Origin of the sequence: Lentzea nigeriaca, from assembly GCF_016907955.1 — a bacterium.
Classification (GTDB): domain Bacteria; phylum Actinomycetota; class Actinomycetes; order Mycobacteriales; family Pseudonocardiaceae; genus Lentzea; species Lentzea nigeriaca.
Map to the genome: position 1 here is coordinate 307,945 of NZ_JAFBCX010000007.1, position 19,149 is coordinate 327,093.

22 protein-coding genes and 1 riboswitch are annotated in these 19,149 nt (G+C 68.4%); of the genes, 5 read left to right on the plus strand and 17 right to left on the minus strand.

Annotated features, from left to right (window positions below):
• Positions 1-12 precede the first annotated feature (12 nt).
• The 3 genes from JOD27_RS26050 to pyrE all read right to left on the minus strand — a co-directional run bounded on the left by JOD27_RS26050 (position 13) and on the right by pyrE (position 1,640).
• Entirely contained in the window at positions 13-690 is a 678-nt protein-coding gene (locus JOD27_RS26050; RefSeq protein ID WP_204764883.1) for a TrmH family RNA methyltransferase, read from the minus strand.
• Positions 650-991 (minus strand): DUF2784 domain-containing protein, encoded by a 342-nt coding sequence (locus JOD27_RS26055; RefSeq protein WP_239568749.1) that lies wholly within the window; start codon positions 989-991, stop codon positions 650-652. The genes JOD27_RS26050 and JOD27_RS26055 overlap by 41 nt, the downstream gene beginning before the upstream one ends.
• Before the next feature lie 94 nt (positions 992-1,085).
• Positions 1,086-1,640 (minus strand): orotate phosphoribosyltransferase, encoded by a 555-nt coding sequence (pyrE, locus tag JOD27_RS26060; protein WP_204764996.1) that lies wholly within the window; start codon positions 1,638-1,640, stop codon positions 1,086-1,088.
• A gap of 65 nt (positions 1,641-1,705) precedes the next feature.
• On the opposite strand from pyrE, the gene JOD27_RS26065 reads away from it, so the two are divergent.
• The gene (locus JOD27_RS26065; protein ID WP_204764885.1) at positions 1,706-2,254 is read left to right on the plus strand and encodes a hypothetical protein; all 549 of its coding nucleotides are present in this window, start codon (positions 1,706-1,708) and stop codon (positions 2,252-2,254) included.
• On the opposite strand, the gene JOD27_RS26070 is transcribed toward JOD27_RS26065, so the two are convergent.
• The 9 genes from JOD27_RS26070 to clpB form a co-directional block, all read right to left on the minus strand.
• On the minus strand, positions 2,255-2,704 hold the full coding sequence (locus JOD27_RS26070) for a hypothetical protein (protein ID WP_204764886.1): 450 nt from the start codon (positions 2,702-2,704) through the stop codon (positions 2,255-2,257).
• On the minus strand, positions 2,701-3,627 hold the full coding sequence (locus JOD27_RS26075; protein ID WP_204764887.1) for a WXG100 family type VII secretion target: 927 nt from the start codon (positions 3,625-3,627) through the stop codon (positions 2,701-2,703). Before JOD27_RS26075 ends, JOD27_RS26070 begins: the two co-directional genes overlap by 4 nt.
• Complete coding sequence (locus JOD27_RS26080) at positions 3,624-3,938, minus strand: hypothetical protein (protein ID WP_204764888.1); 315 nt, start codon at positions 3,936-3,938, stop codon at positions 3,624-3,626. The genes JOD27_RS26075 and JOD27_RS26080 overlap by 4 nt, the downstream gene beginning before the upstream one ends.
• Before the next feature lie 37 nt (positions 3,939-3,975).
• Positions 3,976-4,749, minus strand: coding sequence for an SDR family NAD(P)-dependent oxidoreductase (locus tag JOD27_RS26085; protein WP_204764889.1), 774 nt, complete (start codon positions 4,747-4,749; stop codon positions 3,976-3,978).
• Positions 4,750-5,175: 426 nt separating this feature from the next.
• The gene (locus JOD27_RS26090) at positions 5,176-5,910 is read right to left on the minus strand and encodes a TtfA family protein (RefSeq protein WP_112226517.1); all 735 of its coding nucleotides are present in this window, start codon (positions 5,908-5,910) and stop codon (positions 5,176-5,178) included.
• 59 nt (positions 5,911-5,969) lie between these two features.
• Entirely contained in the window at positions 5,970-6,347 is a 378-nt protein-coding gene (locus tag JOD27_RS26095; protein ID WP_204764890.1) for a VOC family protein, read from the minus strand.
• 1 nt (position 6,348) lies between these two features.
• Complete coding sequence (locus tag JOD27_RS46155) at positions 6,349-7,050, minus strand: metalloregulator ArsR/SmtB family transcription factor (RefSeq protein WP_372441734.1); 702 nt, start codon at positions 7,048-7,050, stop codon at positions 6,349-6,351.
• The gene (locus JOD27_RS26105) at positions 7,050-7,625 is read right to left on the minus strand and encodes a hypothetical protein (protein ID WP_239568751.1); all 576 of its coding nucleotides are present in this window, start codon (positions 7,623-7,625) and stop codon (positions 7,050-7,052) included. The genes JOD27_RS46155 and JOD27_RS26105 overlap by 1 nt, the downstream gene beginning before the upstream one ends.
• A 226-nt stretch (positions 7,626-7,851) precedes the next feature.
• A complete protein-coding gene (gene clpB / locus JOD27_RS26110; RefSeq protein WP_204764891.1) occupies positions 7,852-10,437 on the minus strand; it encodes an ATP-dependent chaperone ClpB in 2,586 nt (861 codons plus the stop codon).
• 148 nt (positions 10,438-10,585) lie between these two features.
• On the opposite strand from clpB, the gene JOD27_RS26115 reads away from it, so the two are divergent.
• Positions 10,586-10,969 carry a VOC family protein gene (locus JOD27_RS26115; protein WP_204764892.1) on the plus strand — a complete coding sequence of 128 codons (384 nt, stop codon included), beginning with the start codon at positions 10,586-10,588 and terminating at the stop codon, positions 10,967-10,969.
• On the opposite strand, the gene JOD27_RS26120 is transcribed toward JOD27_RS26115, so the two are convergent.
• Together JOD27_RS26120 and JOD27_RS26125 are read right to left on the minus strand one after the other, a co-directional pair.
• Positions 10,867-12,525 carry an MDR family MFS transporter gene (locus JOD27_RS26120; RefSeq protein ID WP_239568753.1) on the minus strand — a complete coding sequence of 553 codons (1,659 nt, stop codon included), beginning with the start codon at positions 12,523-12,525 and terminating at the stop codon, positions 10,867-10,869. The genes JOD27_RS26115 and JOD27_RS26120 overlap by 103 nt on opposite strands.
• A 146-nt stretch (positions 12,526-12,671) precedes the next feature.
• On the minus strand, positions 12,672-13,295 hold the full coding sequence (locus JOD27_RS26125; protein WP_372441735.1) for a pyridoxamine 5'-phosphate oxidase family protein: 624 nt from the start codon (positions 13,293-13,295) through the stop codon (positions 12,672-12,674).
• 294 nt (positions 13,296-13,589) lie between these two features.
• Here JOD27_RS26125 and JOD27_RS26130 point away from each other — a divergent pair, with 294 nt between their 5' ends.
• Together JOD27_RS26130 and glyA are read left to right on the plus strand one after the other, a co-directional pair.
• Positions 13,590-14,693, plus strand: coding sequence for an FAD-binding oxidoreductase (locus tag JOD27_RS26130; RefSeq protein ID WP_239568755.1), 1,104 nt, complete (start codon positions 13,590-13,592; stop codon positions 14,691-14,693).
• Between the two features lie 5 nt (positions 14,694-14,698).
• Positions 14,699-14,783: riboswitch (ZMP/ZTP riboswitch) on the plus strand.
• Positions 14,784-14,796: 13 nt separating this feature from the next.
• Positions 14,797-16,014, plus strand: coding sequence for a serine hydroxymethyltransferase (glyA, locus tag JOD27_RS26135; RefSeq protein ID WP_204764894.1), 1,218 nt, complete (start codon positions 14,797-14,799; stop codon positions 16,012-16,014).
• On the opposite strand, the gene JOD27_RS26140 is transcribed toward glyA, so the two are convergent.
• A complete protein-coding gene (locus tag JOD27_RS26140) occupies positions 15,997-16,572 on the minus strand; it encodes a TetR/AcrR family transcriptional regulator (RefSeq protein WP_204764895.1) in 576 nt (191 codons plus the stop codon). The two genes, glyA and JOD27_RS26140, sit on opposite strands and share 18 nt — an antisense overlap.
• Positions 16,573-16,655: 83 nt before the next feature.
• On the opposite strand from JOD27_RS26140, the gene JOD27_RS26145 reads away from it, so the two are divergent.
• The gene (locus tag JOD27_RS26145) at positions 16,656-17,537 is read left to right on the plus strand and encodes an SDR family oxidoreductase (RefSeq protein ID WP_204764896.1); all 882 of its coding nucleotides are present in this window, start codon (positions 16,656-16,658) and stop codon (positions 17,535-17,537) included.
• Between the two features lies 1 nt (position 17,538).
• Here JOD27_RS26145 and JOD27_RS26150 read toward each other — a convergent pair whose 3' ends face one another.
• Together JOD27_RS26150 and dnaJ are read right to left on the minus strand one after the other, a co-directional pair.
• On the minus strand, positions 17,539-17,967 hold the full coding sequence (locus JOD27_RS26150; protein ID WP_372441736.1) for a heat shock protein transcriptional repressor HspR: 429 nt from the start codon (positions 17,965-17,967) through the stop codon (positions 17,539-17,541).
• Between the two features lie 5 nt (positions 17,968-17,972).
• On the minus strand, positions 17,973-19,130 hold the full coding sequence (gene dnaJ / locus JOD27_RS26155) for a molecular chaperone DnaJ (RefSeq protein WP_204764898.1): 1,158 nt from the start codon (positions 19,128-19,130) through the stop codon (positions 17,973-17,975).
• Positions 19,131-19,149: the final 19 nt, after the last annotated feature.

A 19,149-nucleotide genomic window follows, 5' to 3' on the forward strand; every position in this document is an offset into this window, starting at 1 on the left:
GTTCTTGACCGGTCAAGAAGCGCGGTGAATCACCCAGTGGTAGAGACCCATGGCGACAGAAGTCGTCAGGTTGTAACTGCTGACCTTCTCGCGCATGGGCAGCCGCACGATCCTGGTCGCCTTCGCGCGGACCTCCTCCGACAGCCCGTGGCGCTCCGAACCGAACGCCAGCACGGCGTTGTCGGGAATCGGGCCGGCCAGGAGATCGCCGTCCGCGTCGAACGCGATCAGCTCGCCGTCGAAGTCGAGGGTGGTGGCCCTGGCGACGGGCAGGGCGAAGTGCAGCCCGGCCGAGCCCCGGAGAACGTTGGGGTGCCACGGATCCACGTCACCGGTGGAGATCACGCCACCCGCATCCAGACCCGCCGCCACGCGAATCGTGGCGCCGAAGTTGCCGAGGTTGCGCGGGTTGTCGAGCAGCACGATCGGCGCGTTCCGGTCGAACGGCAGCTCTGGCCTCTCCGCGAACCCTGCCACGCCGGTCGGATGGGTGCGGCCGACGCGCAGGACGAACCCGGCCTTGTCGACCTCGGTGGCGGCCTCGAACTTCTCCACCAGGTCGGGCGCGTGCGTCTCGGCGAGGCTGATCGCGGCGCTGAGGTCCGTGGTGATCAACGGATGCACGTCGGCGCCGAAGCGCAACGCGTGCTTAACAGCGTGAAAGCCTTCGAGCAGCACGGTGGCCAGCATAGAAGCCGATCCACGAGACGATCACGATCGACCCCAGCACGAGCTGCACCAGCGTCGACGCGCTCTCCGGGTACCAGACGCCGTCGATGTAGTGGTCGATGAACCCGGTCTCCAGCAGCGGCATGCCCGCCAGCCCACGGAAGTCGTTCTCCCACAGCGTGAGCGGGCAGACCGTCGGAGTCACGATGCTCAGCACCGCCCACGCGCCCAGGACCAGGTGCGGATAGATCACCCACCGCCACCGCCACGCCAGGAAGCCGCCCAGGAGAAGGAACGCGAGCACCGTGAAATGCAAAGCCATGACCGCTTCAGCAAGGAACCTGGCCATTCGCACCACCCCGCCCTCCAGACTAGGACGGGGTAGCTCGAATCGCGCTCGATAAAACGAACGAACCTCAGGCGAGGCCGAGGTCGTTCAGGTCCAACAGGTACCGGTACGGCAGCCCCTCGGCCTCGATGGCCTCCTTGGCGCCCGTGCCGCGGTCGACGACCGTGGCCACACCGACGACCTCCGCACCGTGCTCGCGCAACGCCGTGACGGCCGTGAGGACCGAACCGCCCGTGGTGGAGGTGTCCTCGACGGCGAGCACGCGCTGGCCCCGCACGTCGATGCCCTCGATCTGCCGCTGCATGCCGTGGGTCTTGCTGGCCTTGCGCACGACGAAGGCGTCGAGCACGTGACCGGCGGCCGCGGCGGAGTGCATCATCGCGTAGGCGACGGGGTCGGCACCGAGCGTGAGCCCGCCGACGGCGACGAAGTCCCAGTCGCTGGTCAGCTGCCGCAGCAGCTTGCCGATCAGCGGGGCCGCCGCGTGGTGCAGCGTCGCGCGGCGCAGGTCGACGTAGTAGTCGGCTTCCTTGCCGCTGGAGAGGGTCACCTTGCCGTGCACCACGGCCAACTCGCTCACGAGACGAGCGAGTTCCGACTTCGCGTTCGCGTCCAAGACCACTTCAGTTCGCACGGGTCGTCAGCTTCGCACACACGGGCGGTCGGTGCCGCATACCCTGCATCACCGTGGGCACCCTCTACATCGAACAGCCGTGGACCGCGATGAGCCTCTTGTTCCGGCCGCACTACCGGGTGGAGGTGTTCGACGAACACGACGCCCCGGTCGCGGTGATCAGGGAGCGCACTGGGGCAGGGCTGCAGCTGCCGTTGCGGTACACGGGTTTCTCCGGCTGGACGACGTTCGACCTCGACGCCGTCGCACCCGACGGACGGCCGCTCATGCAGATCAGCAAGCGGTTCGGGCGACGGCCGCACGTGCGCGTAAGCACGCCGCAGGGGCAGTTGATCGGGACGATCAAGACGCACGGCGCGTGGCGGCAGTCACTCCACGACGCGAACGGTCAGCAGCTGTGCTTCTTCGGTGACATCGGTCGCATCGAGACCGGAAGGCGCGCCAAGCGCAACGGCCGGCGGGTCCGGCGGGATCACGTCCAGATCAATCCCGCCGCCGCCGAACCGCTGCGCTCGCTCGCCTTCGCGTGTGCCGTCGCCTTCGACGTGGTGCGCGGCACCGGTACCAGCCACCTGAGCAACAGCATGGACTGGCCAGCCTGACTACCAGGCGTCCTTGCGGAAGTGGCTCGGGCCGTCGTCCTCGTCGTCATCGTCGCGGCGTGAGCGCGGCGGCTGCTGAGCCACCGGGTTGCCCGACGCGATGATGTCGTCGATGTCCTGGCCCTCCTCGATCGCCGTGTAGGCGCGCTGGAGGTCAGGAACGCCGGTGGCGAGCGCCTTCTGCACGCCCTCGTCCATCACGCGGCCGGAGGCGATGTCCTTCCAGCTGAACTCACCCGAGTCGATGCGCTGCTGGAGGTCCTTGAACTCCTTGGGCGCGTTGCCGCTGCGGGCGTACCGCTCGATCTCGGCGAGGTCCTGTTCGCTGACACCGCGCGACCGCGGCTGGTACTGGGCCGCCTGCTGGGCGACCTGCACCGCTGCCGCGGTCTTGGCGTCGACGTCGTCGAACAGCGCCTGCAACCTTGCCTGGTCGTAGGGGAACGTCACTGCTGTCCTCCGCCTGTGCTGCCCGCGCCACCGGAGCTCGAACCGGCACCAGCACCGGCACCGGCACCACCACCGCCGCTGTTCCCACCGCTGTACCGGGTGGACGCGGCATGGCCTGACTTGCCGAGCTTGTAGCCGTCCCAGGCGATGTTCTTCAGGCCGCCGGTCACGGCCGACTTGCCGTTGTCGAACTTCTGCTTGCCGTCCTGCACGCCGTCGACCACGTCGAGGGCGTCGTTGACGTCCCGCACGTCCTTGAGCTTCATCAGCGCGGTGCCCATGGCCTTGATGCCGTCGACCATGCCCTTGACGCCCTCGATGATCTGCTGGATCGAGAGGATGATCTTGCGGATGCGGTCGACGATCTGGATGCAGTCGTAGACGACCCACACGGCCTTGCCCCAACCCACCACCGGGATGGGCGCCAGGATCACGGCTTCCATCAGCTTGGTGACCAGCATGTCGAGCAGCGTCAGCGCGAGGCCGGTCGCCGTCCGGCAGGTCTGGGCCATGGACTGGAACTTGTTGCCGATGATCCGGGCGACCTGGGAGTCCGCCTCGATCGCGACGACCCACATGGTGTCCATGCGGCGTTCGAAGCCCTGTGCGGCCTTGCCGTTCCAGTGCGGGTTGAGCTGGTTGACGCCCTCGCCCACGTTGTGGCGCACGGAGTCCAGGGCCTTGGCGACCTGGTCCCACGCGTTGGCGTTGGCGTCGATCTTCTCGAAGTCGCCGAGCAGCGGGTTGATGAGCGACTCGACGAGGTTCTCGCCGGTGACCTTCTCGTAGATCCAGTTGACGCCCTGGATCTTCCAGCCGGCCTTCTCGATGAGTTCCTTGGTGGTCTGACGTCCTGGCCGGTCCTCTGCCGCCGCCCTGAGGGCGACCGACGGGTCCTCGACGTCCGCGTATGCCGTGGTCATCGGCCACCTCCTGCCTGCTGCATCAGCTGCACGCCGTGGAGGTCGACCTTCTCGTAGGAGTCGGCTGTCTTCTTCAGTGCCTCGGAGTCCTTGAGCATCATCTTGTTCGCGAAGTCCAACGTCTCCCCGTAGAGGTTCGCGACGCCGGTCACGACGGGATGCAGCAACGTCAGCAGGCCGGTGAACCCGCTGGTGTCACCGCCCTTGGAGATCGCGTGATCCTTGATGGTCAGGAAGTGCTGGGCGTTGCGGTCCAGCAGCTCGCTGTACCCGCGCAGCTCGTCCGGCACGACATGGAACTGTTCACTCACAGGGGCTCCGACGCTCGATTGGTCCGGATGGTTCCGATCAGGTGCGACCCCGGCCGCCGGCGAACCGGGACGCCATCTTGCGCACCAGTGAGCGCGGCAGCACCTTCGTGACGCTCACGATCGCCTTGTACTGGGTGCCGGGGATCGACAGCACCTTGCCGCGGCGCAGGTCACGCAGGGCTTCGTGGACGAGCCGGTCGGCGTCGACGTAGAGCCAGTCCGGCGTCTTGGACATGTCGATGTTGGCGCGCTTGTGGAACTCGGTCTTCACGAAACCGGGGCACAGAGCCATGATCCGCACGCCGGAGTGACCGACCGCGAGGGACATGCCCTCGGAGAACGACGTCACCCAGGCCTTGTCGGCGCTGTAGCTGGTGCCGCGGCCGGGCAGGAAGCTGGCCACGCTGGACACGTTGATCACGTCGCCCTTGCCGCGCGCCATCATGCCGGGGATGGCGGCCCTGCACAGGCGCAGCACCGTGGCGACGTTGACGTCCAGCTGGGCCTGCAGCTTCTCGACGTCCGCCGCGAAGAACTCGCCGGTGTTGGCGAAGCCCGCGTTGTTGACGAGCAGGTCGACGGGCGACTCGGCCAGGCGTGCCTCGACCTTGGCGCGGTCGCCGTGATCGCTGAGGTCGGCGGGCAGAACGTCGACGTGCACGCCGTGACGATCACGCAGCTGCTGCGCGAGTTCCTCGAGTGCGGACGCTGTGCGCGCGACGAGCACGAGGTCGTATCCCTCTGCGGCGAGCCTGCGGGCGAAGGCGGCCCCGATCCCGACGGTCGATCCGGTCACCAGTGCGGTTGGCATGCCTCGGCACGGTAGTCGGATCTAGGTCGGGGTCGGAAGCGCGCCGACGATCACGCTCCGGTCTTCGTCGGGCGACGAAGAACGAGCAGACGCAGCGCAAGGCCCGAAACGACCAGAGCGACTCCGCCGAACAGCAACCATCCGACCGATGCACCCGTGTTGGCCAGCGTCACAGCGGACGCCGTACCTGCGACGGCTACGGGCGGAACTACCTTTCCTCCGTACATCGTGATTCCCTCCGGGGGGTGTCTGGGACACGACGCCTTACGCACGGAGTATCTGAATCAGCCGGAAATGTTTTACACAGAGTGAAGTGTGACGTAGGTCACTACACTTTAGTGACAAGGTGGAATACCACTGGTGAGCGATTGGCAACGCACGGTAGACGCCAAATTGATCACCGAGTGTGACGGGAGAAGTCCCGGCTTACGGCTGCTTCCGACCGAACGACGGACGGTAGACCTCGCCACCCTCGTCGTCCTCCGCCACCGGCTCCTCCCGCTCGGAGGGATCCGGGTCGAACGGGTCGATGACGTCCGCGAGTTCACCGATGTCGCGCAGCAACCGCTCCAGGCGCGCGGGCGACGAGTTCGGCGGCGCGGCGGCCAGCACCCAGTCGTTCTCCAGCCACACGACCGTGACGTCGCCACCGATCTCCTCGGCGGCGTCGATCAGGTCCGGCGTGATGATCTTGCGGGCGGCCGGGACGTCCGTGACGAAGGCGTAGCGCGAACCCACGGGACCGAGCAGGTCGGGCATCGGCATCTTGTCGTTGTCGCGCTGGAACGGCACGGTCGACAGCCAGAGCTCGATCACCACCGACAGCGCTCGGCGGCAGCGCACACCGACCAGCACCGAGTTGACCTTGCCGCCGGTCTCGTGGTCGAGCACGTAGACCTGACGCCTGCCGTCCGCGGTGAAGGTCGAGCCCGCGACCACGTCACGCGCGAGCCCGGTGCCGTAGTACGCGATGGCGCCCGCTTCCCAGCGTGTCGGCAGCACGTGGTCTGTTTCCTCGAACTGCCAGCCGCGCAGAGCAGCCCAACGGCGCCGTTCACGATTACGCGCGGTTCGTTGTGCCCGGTCGGTCGCGAGCAGGGCGAACCCCGCCACGCCCGCCACCGCGGCGACGGTGAACCAGACCCACGCCGGTATGCCCACAGCTGAAGCGTAGTGGGTCCGGCCCGAGGAACGAAGATCACTTCCGCGCGTCGCCTTTTCTAGGCCGGTTGGAACAGCTCCACGGGATTTCCGGACGGGTCGTCGAGCACGATCTGCTGCCCGCCAGGCCCCTTCACGACATCGCTGCGGAACCGGACGCCCTGCTTGCGCAGACGCTCCACTTCGGCGTCGATGTCGGTGACGATCAAATGGATCCGGTTCCAGCCACCGGGACCGGGCTTGGTGCCGTCGGGCATCTCCCGGCCTGCCGAACTGGTTGGCCCGCTGAGCAGCAGGCGCAGGTTGCCGCGGACGACGTCGGCGAACGCCGGCGCGAAATCGGTGCGCACCTCGAACCCGAAGTTCTCGGTGTAGAAGGCGAGCGAGGCCTCGACGTCGTCGACGAGGTAGCGCACGCTCACGAGATCGGTGGTCATCTCAGACCTCCAGAAGTCGGATCCGGCTCGCGAGATCCGCGGCGGTGCGGCGGAAAGCCGGCCACGTCTCGGCCTCACGAGCCGGATCGGGAATGCTCCAGTGGATCAGCCGTGGCCCACCGGTGAAGGCGGGCAACACCTCGCGCACCCGGTCGCACAGGCTGATCACGAGGTCGAAACGGCTGCGACGCACGGTGTCCAGATGAGTGGGCTCGTGCTCGAGCGCGATGCCGTGCTCAGCCACCGCCCGCACCGCGTCCGGGTGCAACGGCTTGGGATGACTCCCCGCACTGGCGACCTCGACGCGCTCGCCGACGCGATGCCGCAGCAACGCCTCGGCCATCGGCGACCGCCCGCTGTTGCCGGTGCACACGAACAGCACCCGAGCGCCGGCCTGGATGGCCGGTTTCGCGGCCGTGAGTGCGGAACCGGTCTCGGCCAGCGCCTGGGCCCACCGCTCCAGATCCAGGTGGTAGTAGGTGTCGCGGCCGTCGAAACTGCTGCGCCGCGCGGTCACGAGACCCGCGTCGCGCAGCTGTTTGAGGTGGTAGGAAACCAGGTTCTGCGGTTCTCCCACCGCCGCGACCAGTTCGCGGACCCTCCGGTCACCGGCGGCGAGCTCGCACGCCAGCTGCCAGCGCAGCGGGTCCGCCATCAGCCGCAGGAACAGCGGCAACGTCCTGGACACACCCGAACAATACATCAATCCAGCTTGATGCACTCGTCGTGCGGCACGACGACGACCTGATCCTGGTCCTCGTAAACGATCCGGCCCGGGTCATCGCTGTCCAGCCGCTGCCACGCGACGCCGTGCGCGTCGAGGATCGCCAGATATCCGGCGACCCGGGAGATCAGGTGCGGCGAGGTGTGCCGGAACCACGCCGCCGCGCCCGGCGACGCGTACACGGTCGGGTCCACGGCGGCGGGGTTGGTGAAGTTGGCGTCGTACCAGTCGTTGTTCAGCCGCCGGAACAGATGCTGCGCCGGGGTCAGCTGATCCCGGCGCGCCATCATGTTCACCAGCGCGAAGACGCCGAGAAAGCGGCCCTGCCGATCCGGCAGGGCCGCTTGGAACCGCACGTATCGCGTGCCGTGCGGCACCACGACGACCTGATCCTGGTCCTCGTGGACGATCCGGCCCGGATCGTCGGACTCCAGCTTCTGCCACGCGACGCCGTGCGCGTCGAGGATCGCCAGACAGCCCGAAAGACGGTCCACCAGTTGCGTCGCCGAGACCGTGAACCACGCGACCGCGCCGGGATTGATCCGGTCGTACACGGTCGGATCCACCGTCGACGGGTCGGTGCAGGAGGCGTGGAGCCAGGCGTTGTCGACGCGCCGGAACGTCTCCTGCTCCTCGGTGAGCCGTCCACTCCTGACCAGCCCGTTGAACAGCGCGAAAACTCCGGGAAAGGCGCCTCGGGCGTCGGGTTCCGCCGCCTGGTACCGAACGTGTCGAAAGTCCCCCACGGGGCCGAAGTTACCGGCCCCGTGGGAGAGAACGTCACGCCGCTCGGCCCACGATCAGCCCGGACTGGTCGTCCAGCACGTCGACCCGGACCGTGTCGCCGTCCCGCACCTCACCGGCCAGCAACTCCTTCGCCAGCTGGTCGCCGATCGCCGACTGCACCAGTCGCCGCAACGGCCGGGCCCCGTACACGGGGTCGAAACCGTTCAACGCCAACCAGTCACGCGCCGCGGCCGTGACGTCCAGGGACAACCGCCGCGCCGCCAGCCGGTCGGCCAGCCGGGCGATCTGAATGTCCACAATGGACGTCAGTTCCTCGGTGGCGAGGGCGTGGAACACCACGACGTCGTCGAGGCGGTTCAGGAACTCCGGCTTGAAGTGCCGCTGCACCACCGACATCACGGCGTCGCGTCGTTCCATCTCCGACAGCGACGGATTGGCGATCGCGGTGGATCCCAGGTTCGAGGTCAGCACCAGGATCGTGTTGCGGAAGTCGACGGTCCGGCCCTGGCCGTCGGTCAGGCGACCGTCGTCCAGCACCTGCAGCAGCACGTCGAACACGTCCGGATGGGCCTTCTCGACCTCGTCCAGCAGCACGACGGAGTACGGGCGGCGGCGGACCGACTCGGTCAGCTGGCCGCCCTGGTCGTAGCCGACGTAGCCGGGAGGTGCGCCGACCAGGCGGGCCACCGAGTGCTTCTCGGAGTACTCGCTCATGTCGATGCGGATCATCGCCCGCTCGTCGTCGAACAGGAACGCCGCCAGCGCCTTGGCGAGCTCGGTCTTGCCGACGCCGGTGGGGCCGAGGAACAGGAACGAGCCCGTCGGGCGGTCCGGGTCGGCGACTCCGGCACGGGTGCGGCGCACGGCGTCCGAGACGACTCGCACGGCCTCGGCCTGGCCGACGACCCGGCGGCCGAGCTCGTCCTCCATCCGCAGCAGCTTGGCGGTCTCGCCCTCCAGCAGACGGCCGGCCGGAATGCCGGTCCACGCCGAGACGACGTCGGCGACGTCGTCCGGGCCGACCTCCTCCTTGAGCATGGCGGCGTCCTGAGTGGACGCTTCGGAGGCCGCCTCCAGTTCCTTCTCCAGCGCGGGAATCCGGCCGTACCGAAGCTCCGCCGCGCGACCGAGGTCGCCGTCGCGCTCGGCGCGTTCCGACTCGCCGCGCAACGACTCCAGCTGTTCCTTCAACGTGCGAACCCGGTCGATGGAGCCCTTCTCGTTCTGCCAGCGGGCGGTCAGCGCGGACAGCTCCTCGCGCTTCTCGGCCAGCTCGGCGCGCAGGGCGGAGAGGCGTTCCAGCGACGCCGCGTCGGACTCCTTGGCGAGCGCCATCTCCTCGATCTCCAACCGCCGCACGGCGCGTTCGACGGTGTCGATCTCGACGGGGCGGGAGTCGATCTCCATGCGCAGCCGGGACGCGGCCTCGTCGACGAGGTCGATCGCCTTGTCCGGCAGGAAGCGTGCGGTGATGTAGCGGTCGGACAGCGTGGCGGCGGCGACGAGGGCGGCGTCGGTGATGCGCACGCCGTGGTGCACCTCGTAGCGCTCCTTCAGGCCGCGCAGGATGCCGACCGTGTCCTCCACCGACGGCTCACCGACCAGCACCTGCTGGAAGCGGCGTTCCAGGGCGGCGTCCTTCTCGATGTGCTCGCGGTACTCGTCCAGGGTCGTGGCACCGACCATGCGGAGTTCGCCACGGGCCAGCATCGGCTTGATCATGTTGCCGGCGTCCATGGCCGACTCGCCGGTCGCGCCGGCGCCGACGATCGTGTGCAGCTCGTCGATGAACGTGATGACCTGGCCGGCCGAGTCGGTGATCTCCTTCAGGACGGCCTTGAGCCGCTCCTCGAACTCACCGCGGTACTTGGCGCCCGCGACCATCGAGCCCAGGTCCAGGGCCACGACCCGCTTGCCGCGCAACGACTCCGGCACATCGCCGGCCACCACGCGCTGCGCGAGGCCCTCGACGATCGCCGTCTTGCCGACGCCGGGCTCGCCGATCAGCACCGGGTTGTTCTTGGTACGCCGCGACAGCACCTGGACGACCCGGCGGATCTCGGCGTCACGGCCGATCACCGGGTCGAGCTCGCCCTTGCGGGCGCGTTCGGTGAGGTCGACGCCGTACTTCTCCAGCGCCTTGTAGGTGCCCTCCGGGTCGGGCGAGGTGACCCGCGCCGAGCCGCGCACCTTCTCGAACGCGTCCTTCAACGCGTCCGGCGTCGCTCCGTGGCGGCGCAGCAGGTCGGCGACCTGGCCGCCGTGCTGGGCGAGCCCGACGAGCAGGTGCTCGGTGGACACGTACTCGTCGCCCATCTCGGTGGCGAGCTCCTGCGCCTTGCCGAGCACCCGCACGGCGTCGCGCGAGAGCTGCGGTGCGGAGACCGTCGAGCCCGAGGCGCTCGGCAACGAGCGGGAGAGCTGCTCCAGTTCCTTGCGCACCAGGGTCGGGTCGGCACCCACGGCCGACAGCAACGGCGCGGTCAACCCGTCCGTCTGCGCCAGCAGAGCACTGAGCAGGTGCACGGACCCCACGTCAGGGTTCCCGTTGAGCGTGGCGGCCTGCACCGCAGCGGAAACCGCCTGCTGCGTCTTCGTCGTCGGGTTGAAAGCGTCCATTCCTCCACCTCGTGGTCAGCCTCCAGCATGGACCATCATTCCGCACAACGTCAGAAAAGTTGAGTCTGTTCCGCTCAACTACGAGAACGTGACGGCCGTCGCGGAAAATCCTGCGGCCGGAGGGGCGCGTTAGGCGAAGATCAGCACCATGACTTCAACCGTCCACAACGTCACCGTCGACGCCAAGAACGCCTACGACCAGGCGTCGTGGTGGAGCCAGGTGCTCGGCCTGCCGATCCACCCCGACGACAACCCCGGCGACCCGGAGTGCATGGTCAAGCTGCCGAGCGGCATCCAGTACCTCTTCATCGAGGTCCCCGAGGCCAAGACGGTCAAGAACCGCGTCCACGTCTGCCTGCAGCCGACCGACGTGACCCGCGACGAGGAGGTCGAGCGCCTGCTCGGCATCGGCGCGAAGATCTACGAGGATCACCGCAGGCCGGACGGCACCGGCTGGGTCACCATGCACGACCCCGAGGGCAACGAGTTCTGCGTGGAACGCAGCGCAGCCGAACGCGCCGCGACCTCCTGACCATCGTCACTCGAAAGCACCAACAGCTTGTCCACAGCCGGGGTGGACTTGTCCACAATCCGCTGGTCAGTATCCACAGGTGAAGCAAGCTCAGTGGCGACCGTCTGTGCACTAGAAGCCGTTGGAGTGACATCCACCGAGTCGCGCAGCGGCTGTTCCTTGATCAGCAGGACCGCGATCACCGTGAAGACCGCGAGACCCGCGGCGATGAGGAACAACTCACCCATCGCATCGCCGTAGGAGTCCCGCACGACTGGGGAGAGGGAGCCGCGGTCGAGTGTCTTGGTGCTCACCTGGGCGGCGAGAACCGCGCCCAGCACCGAGACGCCGGCTGTCCCTCCCAGCGACCGCAGGAACGTGGCGGTGGAGCTGGCCGCGCCCAGGTCAGCCATGCCCACGCCGTTCTGCACGGCCAGCACCAGGTTCTGCATGGTCAGCCCCACGCCGACGCCGACGAGCAGCAGGTACGCGCCCATCAGGACGAGGTTCGTGGTGTGGTCGATCGTGCCGAGCAACGCCAGCCCGATGACCAGCGAGAACGCACCCCAGACCAGGTAGCCCTTCCACTTGCCGCTCCTGGCGATGAGCTGCCCGCTGACCGTGGAGGAGATGCTCAGCCCCAGCACCAACGGCACCGTGAGCAGCCCTGCCTTCGTGGGCGAGAACCCGCGCGCGATCTGGAAGTACTGCCCCATGAACACCGACGCGCCGAACATCGCCGTACCGACCGCGATGCCGCCGAGCATCGCCAGCACCACCGTCCGGTTCCGGAACAGGTGCAGCGGGATGACCGGCGCACTCGCCCTGCGCTCGACGAAGTAGGCCGTGACCAGCGCGAGAAGGGCACCGCCGACGAACAGCGCGCTCTGCTTGCTGATCCAGGCGAAGTCCTTGCCGGCGAAGGACACCCACATCAACACCAGGCTCACCCCACCGGTGATGAGCGTGGCGCCCAAGTAGTCGATCTTCACGTGCCGCTTCTTCGTGGGCAGGTGCAGCGTCTTGTGCAGTACGGCGAGCGCCACGAGCGCCAGCGGCACGCAGACGAAGAAGCACCAGCGCCAGCCGGGCCAGTCGACCAGGAACCCGCCGACGAGCGGCCCTCCGACCGTGCCCGCGGAGATCACCATGCCGGTGTAGCCGCTGTAGCGGCCGCGTTCGCGCGGGCTGAGCAACGCGCCGACCACGACCTGGCCGAGCGCCTGCACACCGCCCATGCCCAGGCCCTGGACGACCCGGAACGCGATGAGCTGCTCCATGTTCTGGCTCAGGCCCGACAGGACCGAACCGACGACGAACAGCACGATGCTCGTCTGCAGCAGCATCTTCTTGTCGAAGAGGTCGGAGAGCTTGCCCCACAGCGGCGTGCTGGCCGTGGACGCGAGCAGCATCGACGTGATGACCCACGTGTACTGGGTCTGGGTGCCCTTGAGCTCGGCCAGGATCGTCGGGAGGGCGTTCGAGACGATGGTGGAGCTGAGGATCGCGACCAGCAGAGCCACCCAGATGCCGGACAGCGCTTCGAGGATCTCCCGATGCGACGAGGGCCGGTTCAAGCACACCTCCGGTAGTTGGTTGATGTCATACAACTATATACGGAGATAGTTAGCTAGGCCAACTAGTTCGGGTGGTTGATCGGTCACGCACGACAAGGGCCGCCAGGCACCTTCGCCTGGCGGCCCTGCTCACGCGACCTCGCGGGTCAGTCGGCGGCCTTGCCCGCCTTCACGCCGAAGTAGTCGCCACCCTTGCGCTTCACGTCGTCGGTACCCCAGTCGCGCACCCGGTCGACCGGGATCATCCGCGGGATGTGCTTGCGGCAGTGGATGTAGGCCTCCTGCACCTCGACCACCACCCACCGCTCCACCTTCTTGTCCTCGGTGGGGATGTCGTCCCGCGGCACGATCCGGGCGCGGCCGTTGACGTGCAGCCCGATCAGGTCGTCGGTGAAGTCCACCATCAGCATCCCGACGTGCGGGTTCTCCATGATGTTGCCCAGGGACGCCATCACGCCGTTGCCGCGGTACTCGGGGTACGCGACGGTCCGGGAGTCGATCACCTGGATGAACCCCGCCGGCCCGGCCCGCAGGGTCGAGTCGCACTCCCCGTCGGCATCAGCGGTCGAGATGAAGGCCATCTCCATCCGGCCGACGAACTCGGCCATCGCGGGGTTGAGGTGGTCCAGGACCTGGTCCGAGTAGAAGCGTGTGGCGCGATCCTGGGTCTCCAGGGCACATTGGAGGAAGTGCTCACCGCGTGAGCCAGGTAGGTCAACACGGTCGGGTGAGGTGGTTTCAGTCAGCTCAGGCAGGGACACGTGCCACACCGTTGCACGCAAGCGAGCAAGTCGGTACAGATGCCCCCGCAGGTTCACACTGTTGTGCTAACAACTAGTTGCGTAGGGTAATCAGACTTCGCTCGAAGGTGGCATCAAGGAACCAAACCCTCCGATCAGGGGTTACTGTCCACTCTGTCGGGGGACGGATGCTTGACGAGGACTACCGCGCCTTGCTGGCGCCAATGAGAACGTGGAGACTGCGCGCGGACCATGACTGCGAACGCTGTGCTGAGCCCCATCCCTACCCCGCCCCACCGAGAACCTCCGCCTGGTGTCACCGCGATGGTGCGGATGATCCGGGAGAGTTTCGCGGTGGTGGAGCCGCATGCCGAAGAAGTGGCGAAGTTCTTCTACGGCATGCTCTTCTCGCTCTCGCCTGCCACACGCGAGATGTTCCCCGCGAACATGGAGGTGCAGCGAAGCCGCCTGCTGCGCGCTCTCGTGCACGTGGTGCAGATGGTCGACCGGCCGGACGACCTCATCCCCTTCCTGCGTCAGCTGGGCCGTGACCACCGCAAGTTCGGTGTCATCAACGTCCACTACGAGGCCGTCGGCACCGCCCTGCTGTCCGCCGTGAAGAAGTTCGCGGGCGCCGCCTGGACGCCGAAGGTCGAGATGGCGTGGGCAGAGGCCTACACGTTGATGGCGCGGGCCATGCAGGAAGCCGCCGACGCCGACAACGGGCCCGCCTACTGGCACGCCACCGTGCTGGAGCACCAGCGCGTCTCGTGGGACCTGGCCGTCGTCCGGCTGCAGCCCGACCACCCGGTCAACTACCGCGCGGGTCAGTACGTCAGCGTGGAGACGCCGCAGCGCAAGCGCCTGTGGCGGTACTACTCGCCGGCGAACGCACCGCGCGAGGACGGCGTCATCGAGTTCCACATCCGGTCCGTCGACGGCGGCTGGGTGTCACGCTCGGTGGTCGGCCACACGCAGGCCGGTGACACGTGGCGGATCGGACCGCCGATGGGACGTCTGCAGGTCGACCGCACGGCCGGGTCGGACGTCCTGATGGTCGCCGGCGGCACGGGCGTGGCGCCGATGCACGCGATCATCGACGAGATGTCGCAGTGGGGCGACAACCCCCGCGTGCACCTGTTCTACGGCGGCCGCACCCGCGAGGACCTCTACGACCTCGACAACCTGCAGCGCATCGCGACCACGAACCCGTGGCTCACGGTCGTGCCGGTGCTCGAGTCGGACCCCGGTGTCCGCGGCGTCGAGCAGGGCACCCTGGCCGACGTGGTCACCCGCTACGGAGCGTGGGAGGACCGCGACGTCCTGGTCTGCGGCAGCCCGGCCATGATCCGCTCGACCGTGTCCCGCATGCTGGTCGCCGGAACGCCTCTGGACCGGATCAAGTACGACCCGTTCACGCTGGACTAGACTCGGCACGTCGAAGCGACTGGCGTGCCGAGGGTGGAACTGACCACCGGGAAGCGACGGCCGAGCGCACCGAACGCCTGGGTGCCCGGCATGGAGATGCGCCGTGCTCTCACATGTCGACCCGGAAATCGCCGCCCTGATCCAGGCCGAGGCCACGCGGCAGTCCCGCAAGCTGCGGATGATCGCGTCCGAGAACGCCGTCTCAGCGGCCGTGCTTGAGGCAACAGGCTCGGTGCTGACGAACAAGTACTCCGAGGGCTACCCCGGCAAGCGGTACTACGAGGGCCAGCAGATCATCGACCAGGTCGAGCAGCTGGCGATCGACCGGGCGAAATCGCTGTTCGGCGTCGACCACGCCAACGTGCAGCCGCTGTCCGGCGCCCCGGCCAACCTGGCCGTGTACCTCGCGTTCCTGCAGCCGGGCGACACCGTGATGGGCATGTCCCTCCCCATGGGCGGCCATCTCACCCACGGCTGGAGCGTGTCCGCGACCGGCAAGTGGTTCCGCGCGGTGCAGTACGACGTCCGCAAGGACACCGGTGTGGTGGACCTGGACGAGGTCCGCGACCTGGCCCTCGCCGAACGCCCGAAGGTCATCTTCTGCGGCGGCACCGCGATCCCACGCACGATCGACTTCCCGGCCTTCGCCGCCATCGCGCGGGAGATCGACGCGATCCTGGTCGCCGACATCGCGCACATCGCAGGTCTGGTTGCCGGCGGCGCCCACCCGTCCCCGGTCGGCCACGCCCAGGTGATCACCACGACCACGCACAAGACGTTGCGCGGACCCCGCGGCGCCATGATCCTGTGCGACGCCGGACACGCGAAGGCGATCGATCGGGCAGTGTTCCCCGGTCTGCAGGGCGGCCCGCACGACCACACGACCGCCGCCATCGCCGTGGCGCTGCACGAAGCCGCTCAGCCGGAGTTCCGCGAGTACGCGCACACGGTTGTCGCAAACGCTCGCGCGCTGGCGGACGCGTTGCTGGAGCGCGGCTTCGACCTGGTCTCCGGCGGCACGGACAACCACCTGATCCTGATCGACCTGACGTCGAAGGCGATCGCCGGCAAGCCGGCGGCGCAGGCCCTGGACCGTGCCGGCATCGAGCTGAACTACAACGCGGTGCCGTTCGACCCGCGCAAGCCCTTCGACCCGTCGGGCATCCGGCTCGGGACGGCCGGGATCACCACGCGCGGCCTGAAGCCGGAGCAGATGCCGTTGATCGCGGACTGGATCGACCGGGTGATCGCCGCCCACGACAACGACCAGGCGCTGGACCGCATCGCCACCGAGGTCGAGGACCTACTCGGCACCCTCTAGCGAGGCGGCCGCGATCCGAACCTCTTCGAGCGCCCGGCGGGCGACATCAGCGAAGTCCCCGCCGGCCTCGAGCCACCGGGCATAACCGCGCCGCAGGGCCAGAATTCCCAGTTCGGCGGCAACGTCCGCATCGAGCTCCGGCACACCTCGCCGGCGCAGCGCGTCCCTGATCGTGCGGCCGAACCCGGCCATCTTCAACGCGTCCCGCTCGCGCAGCTCGTCGTTGCTCTCGATCACCGCCAGCCGCCGCGGTCCGTTCGCCCAGCGGTCCTGCGTGAACGTGACCGCCATCGCCACCAGCGCCCCCTCGACCGCCGCCAGCGCTCCGGCGGACTCGGGCGTGCCCGCGATCCCCGCGACGATGAGCCCGACCAGCTCGTCCTGACCGCCGAACAGCACCTCGCGCTTGTCCTTGAAGTGCCGGAAGTACGTGCTCTTCGTGAGCCCGGCGCGCTCGGCGATCTGCGCGACCGAGGTGTTCTCGTACCCCTGCTCGCCGAACAGGTCGAGTGCGGCGCGCACCAACCGCTCCCGTGCGTCCGGCTCCCATCGACCCATTCGGTCATCTTAGGTGATGGGACTTGGTCCCATCACTCTGCTACGGTTGATGAGACCAAGTCCCATCACTTGAAGGAAGTGCCATGAAGGTCTTCGTCACCGGCGCCAGCGGACACATCGGCTCCGCATTGGTCCCGGAACTGCTCCGCGCGGGCCACGAGGTCGTCGGGCTGGCCCGCTCGGACACGTCCGCCGCCAAGCTCGAAGCGCAGGGCGCCGCCGTCCAGCGCGGCGATCTGGACGACCTGGACGGGTTACGCAAGGGCGCGGCCGAGGCGGACGCGGTGATCCACCTGGCGTTCAAGCACGACGAGCTGTTCGCGGGGAACTACGCCGGCGCGTCGGCCGCCGATCTCGCGGTGGTCCGGGCGTTCATCGACGAACTGTCCGGGACTGGCAAGGCGCTGATCGGCACCGGCGGCACGCTCTCGTACTCCGGCCTCGGCCACACGGCCACGGAGGAGGAGCGGGTGCCGGACGACCAGAGCCGCGGCACCGCCCGGAACCTGATCGTCGACGCGCCCGAACTCCGCGGTGCGGTGGTCGTGCTGCCGCCGACCGTCCACAGTGAACTGGACACGGCCGGCTTCATCCCGGTGCTGATCAGGACCGCCCGTTCCGCGGGAGTCTCCGGCTACCCCGGCGACGGCGCGAACCGCTGGTCGGCCGTGCATACGCTGGACGCGGCACGGCTCTACCGGCTGGCCGTCGAGCAGGCATCCGCGGGTTCGGTGCTGCACGCGGTCGCCGAGGAGGCCATCTCGCTGAAGGAGATCGCCGAAGTGATCGGACGGAAGCTGGATGTACCGGTCCAGAGCGTCCCGGCAGAGCACTTCGGGCCGCTCGCGAACATGGTCGCGCTGGACGCGCCGACGTCCGGGGCGCGCACGAAAGCGTTGCTGGGCTGGGAAACGAAGGAACCCGGCCTCCTGGCGGACCTGGAGACCGGGTTCTACTTCAAGTGAGTCACTTGCGGGGTTTGGGTTTCCACACGACGAGCGCGGTCTCCTGCCTGACCGGCACGAGGTCTCGCCGGTAGGACGCGTGCACGGCGGCGGCCGTGGAGTCGGCTGCCGCCAGCGCCTGCGCGAGCTCCTGCTGGAGTTCGGTGACCCGAGCGCGCAACGCGTCGACCTGGTTCTCCAGCTCGATGATCCGCTTGATGCCGGCGAGGTTCACGCCCTCCTCCTGGGAGAGCCGCTGAACCTCGCGCAGCAGCACGATGTCGCGCATCGAGTAGCGGCGGCCACCGCCGGACGTGCGGCCCGGCGAGACGAGGCCCATCCGGTCGTAGGACCGCAGCGTCTGGGCGTGCAGACCGGACAGCTGTGCCGCCACTGAGATCACGAAGAAGGGCGTGTCCTCGTCAGTCCCTGGAGGGAACGGAAAACCCACGGAACTCACCGCCCTTCGAGAAGTGCGTTCAGATCACCACGCGGGTCGTGATCCTTCGTCACGTCCGCGTACGCCTCGAGCGCCTTGCGGGCCTCGGACGACAGGTTGTTCGGCACCGCGACCTCCAGGGTGATCAGGAGATCGCCGGAGGTGCCGTCGCGCTTCGTGATCCCCTTGTCCCGAGCCCGCAGCACACGCCCGGAGGCGGTACCGGCAGGCACCTTCAAGGTCACCTTGCCGTCCAGCGTCGGCACGGTCAACGTCGTTCCCAGCGCCAGCTCCGAGAACGTCATCGGCGCCGTGAGCGTCAAGTCGTTGCCCTTGCGGCCGAAGATGCTGTGCGGGTTGACGTGCACGCGCACGAAAAGGTCGCCGGACGGTCCGCCGTTGCGTCCAGGTTCCCCTTGTCCCGCAAGGCGAATCCGCTGGCCGTCGTCGACGCCCGACGGGATCCGCACGGTCAGCGTGCGGGTGCGGGTGCTGACGCCGTCGCCACCGCACTCGGGGCACGGGTCGTCGATGATCCGGCCGGTTCCCCGGCAGTCGCGGCACGGCTCGCTGAACGCGAACGCACCCTGCGAGCGGGTCACCAGGCCAGAACCCGAACAGGTCGCGCACACGTGCGGCATCGTGCCCGGCTTGGCGCCGGAACCGCCGCACGTCGAGCAGGCGGCGGGGGACGAAAGGCGCAGCGGCACCGTCGCCCCCTTCACCGCCTCGGTGAAGTCGATGCGGACGTCGGTCTCGACGTCCTCGCCACGGCGCGGGCGCGTCGCGGAGCCGGCACCGCCGCCACGCCGGTTGAACAGGCCGCCGAGCAGGTCGCCCAGGCCGCCGCCACCGGTGCCCTGCGCGGCACGGCCGAACAGGTCGTTGACGTCGAAGCCGCCACCGCCGCCGAAGCCGCCGGGGAAACCGCCGCCGCCGGCGAACAGGCGGCGGGCCTCGTCGTACTGCTTGCGCTTGGCCGGGTCCGACAGCACGCCGTAGGCCTCGGAGACCGCCTTGAAGCGGGCCTCGGCCTTGGCGTCGCCGGGGTTCGCGTCGGGGTGCAGCTCGCGGGCGAGCTTGCGGTAGGACTTCTTGATCTCGTCCGCCGACGCGTCGGAGGAGACGCCCAGCTCGCGGTAGAAGTCCTTTTCGATCCAGTCCCTAGCACTCACCGGACGTCCCCTCCTTTCG

Excerpts from the sequence above, each read along its gene's own strand:
- JOD27_RS26145 (WP_204764896.1), top strand. The coding sequence starts at position 16,656 with ATGAAGGTCTTCGTCACCGGCGCCAGCGGACACATCGGCTCCGCATTG.
- JOD27_RS26075 (WP_204764887.1), bottom strand. The coding sequence starts at position 3,627 with ATGACCACGGCATACGCGGACGTCGAGGACCCGTCGGTCGCCCTCAGG.
- JOD27_RS26130 (WP_239568755.1), top strand. The coding sequence starts at position 13,590 with ATGGTGCGGATGATCCGGGAGAGTTTCGCGGTGGTGGAGCCGCATGCC.
- JOD27_RS26140 (WP_204764895.1), bottom strand. The coding sequence starts at position 16,572 with ATGGGTCGATGGGAGCCGGACGCACGGGAGCGGTTGGTGCGCGCCGCA.
- clpB (WP_204764891.1), bottom strand. The coding sequence starts at position 10,437 with ATGGACGCTTTCAACCCGACGACGAAGACGCAGCAGGCGGTTTCCGCT.
- JOD27_RS46155 (WP_372441734.1), bottom strand. The coding sequence starts at position 7,050 with ATGTATTGTTCGGGTGTGTCCAGGACGTTGCCGCTGTTCCTGCGGCTG.
- JOD27_RS26085 (WP_204764889.1), bottom strand. The coding sequence starts at position 4,749 with ATGCCAACCGCACTGGTGACCGGATCGACCGTCGGGATCGGGGCCGCC.
- JOD27_RS26050 (WP_204764883.1), bottom strand. The coding sequence starts at position 690 with ATGCTGGCCACCGTGCTGCTCGAAGGCTTTCACGCTGTTAAGCACGCG.
- JOD27_RS26115 (WP_204764892.1), top strand. The coding sequence starts at position 10,586 with ATGACTTCAACCGTCCACAACGTCACCGTCGACGCCAAGAACGCCTAC.
- JOD27_RS26095 (WP_204764890.1), bottom strand. The coding sequence starts at position 6,347 with ATGACCACCGATCTCGTGAGCGTGCGCTACCTCGTCGACGACGTCGAG.
- JOD27_RS26055 (WP_239568749.1), bottom strand. The coding sequence starts at position 991 with ATGGCTTTGCATTTCACGGTGCTCGCGTTCCTTCTCCTGGGCGGCTTC.